At 64.3% G+C, this 2,387-nt stretch carries 4 protein-coding genes; all 4 read right to left on the reverse strand.

What is annotated here, in order from left to right:
* Window positions 1-274: pyridoxal-phosphate dependent enzyme (locus Q0L57_RS12715; RefSeq protein ID WP_296743133.1), on the reverse strand; the 274-nt coding region annotated here is incomplete at its 3' end.
* Between the two features lie 4 nt (window positions 275-278).
* Entirely contained in the window at window positions 279-1,055 is a 777-nt protein-coding gene (eutA, locus tag Q0L57_RS12720; RefSeq protein WP_296743137.1) for an ectoine utilization protein EutA, read from the reverse strand.
* A 5-nt stretch (window positions 1,056-1,060) separates the two neighbouring features.
* Window positions 1,061-1,720 (reverse strand): ectoine/hydroxyectoine ABC transporter permease subunit EhuD, encoded by a 660-nt coding sequence (ehuD, locus tag Q0L57_RS12725; protein WP_296743139.1) that lies wholly within the window; start codon window positions 1,718-1,720, stop codon window positions 1,061-1,063.
* Between the two features lie 16 nt (window positions 1,721-1,736).
* Window positions 1,737-2,387 (reverse strand): ectoine/hydroxyectoine ABC transporter permease subunit EhuC (gene ehuC, locus Q0L57_RS12730; protein WP_296743135.1); only part of this gene is annotated, 651 nt, incomplete at its 5' end.

Consider the following 2,387-nt stretch of genomic DNA (forward strand, 5'->3'; position numbering starts at 1 on the left):
CTTCGAGCTTTGCCGCATGCGCCAGCGCCCGGCCGTGATTGCCGGTCGAGGCGGCAACGACGCCGCGCGATCTCTGTGGCGGGCTCAACGCGGCGACGGCGTTAGAGGCGCCGCGCAGCTTGAAGGCGCCCGTGGTCTGATGGTGCTCCAGCTTGAGATGAACAGGATGCCGGGCGCGATCCGACAGGTTTTGCGACACAACGCAGGATGTATGCTCGACCTTGCCGGCAATGCGTTCGCGCGCGGCGCGAATATGCTTGAGCTCTACAGTCATTCGATCACGCCGCCAGTGGCTTCGCCCACAGCCGGCCAAACTCAGGTCGTGGTGTTTCATCTCCGCAGAGCCGCAGGCAGTTCCAGGCACTGGCCTGGTTGCTGGTGACGACCGGCCGGCCGATCGCCTCCTCCATGCCGGGAACCGCAAGCGCCGCGCGCAGCGCCGTGCACGAGACGAACAGCGCGTCGGCCTGCGGATGCGTTGCCTTTCGCGCGAGATCGACAAGCGAGGCCGGCGTGATGCGCGCCATCTCGCGATCGTCCTCGAAGCCGAGGCAGGTGAAGCTTTGGATGTCAAAGCCGTGCGCCGCGAAATAGGCGGCCATCGGCCGGCTGGTCTCGACCGTGTAAGGCGTGAGAATGCTGATCCGCTTGACGCCAAAAGCGTTCAGGCCGCGCGCGCCCGCCATCGGCGGCGTGACCACGGGAACGCCGGGCTTGGCCTCCCGGATCGCCGCTTCGATCTCGGCATCGCCGATCACCACCGAGGCCGACGTGCAGGAATAGCAGACAGCATCGAGAGGTTCGTCAGGCAGGATGAGTGCCGCGCCGGCCGAAAGCGACGGCTGCATCTTGCGCAGGTTTTCCGGCGTCGTCGGATTGGCATAGGGAATGCGCGCGACATAGACGCCGACCCGCTCGCTCGCCACCATGCGACGGAAATCGACCTCGCTCGTATGGTCGGTGGCCAAGACGATCAGGCCGACGCGCTTTTCAAGCGGACGATTGTCGAGTTCGGCACGGGACGTTTCAAGGCGGATCTCGGGCAACGGCTTCATTACTTTCATCTTTCGATCCTGCCGTAACGATGCTCCAGCCAGCGCAGCAGCACGACGGAACACAAGCTGATGATGAGGAAGAACGCCCCGACCAGCGTCATCGGCTCGATGTAGCGGTAGTAGGTGTTGGCGACGCTCTTGGCCTGGTTCATCAGTTCCAGCACGGTGATCGCCGAAAGCAGCGGCGTCTCCTTGAACATGGCGATGAAGTAGTTGGCCAAGGCCGGGATCATCGGCGGGATCGCCTGCGGCAGGATGATATGCGTCCAGGTGTGACGGCCGCCGAGGTTGCAGGCCTTCGCGGCCTCCCATTGCCCGCGCGGCACGTTGTCGATGCCGGCGCGATAAACCTCCGCCGTATAGGTGCCGTAGTGCAGGCCAAGCCCGATGACGCCGGCCACCAGCGGCGGCAGGAGGATGCCGATGTCGGGCAGCACGTAGAAGATGAAGTAAAGCTGCACCAGCAGCGGCGTGCCGCGGATGAATTCGGCGAACCAGCCGACGCTGCGCGAGACGATGCGGTTCGGAGAGCGCCGCGCCAGGGCAATCGCCAGGCCGATGATCGCGGCCAGGATCGAGCCAAGCACCGTCGCCAGGATGGTGATCTTCACGCCCTGGATGAGGGTCGGCATGATCTGCCGGACAAAATCCCAATCCCAGTCCATTACCTGGCCCAGCCCATCAGACACGCACTCCGTCGAGACCACGCGCCATGCGGCGCTCCAGCGTGCGCACGCCCCAGGAGATGATCAGGGCGAGCACGAAATAGATGATCAGCACCGAGACGAAGGGCATCATGGTGCTGCCGGTCTGAGAGCGCACGACCTGCGCCTGGAAGGTCAGATCGGCGAGCGAAATCAGCGAGACCACCGAAGTCGCCTTGAGCAATTCGATCGCGTTGTTGCCGAAGGTCGGCAGCATGACGAGCAGCGCCTGCGGCAGGATGACGTGGCGCATGCCTTGCCAGCGGTCGAGGTTGAGCGCCGTGCAGGCTTCATATTGCTCGCGGCCGACCGACAGGATCGCGCCACGCACCACTTCGGCGGCATAGGCCCCGACATTGAGGCCCAACGCCAGGACGCCCGCCTGCAACGGCGTCAGCGACAGGCCGACGAAAGGCAGCACGAAATAGGCCCAGAACAGCTGCACGAAGATCGAGGTGCCACGGAAGAACTCGATGTAGATCGTGGCGAGCGCCCGAACGATGAAGAAGCGCGACAGCCGCCCCATGCCGGCAAGAAAGGCCATGATCAGCGCGAGCACCGACCCCATCAGCGTCAGCTCGATGGTGACAAGCGCTCCCTGCAATATCAGGCCGAGATAGCCGGACCA

Source organism: Mesorhizobium sp. (genome assembly GCF_024509055.1).
Classification (GTDB): domain Bacteria; phylum Pseudomonadota; class Alphaproteobacteria; order Rhizobiales; family Rhizobiaceae; genus Mesorhizobium.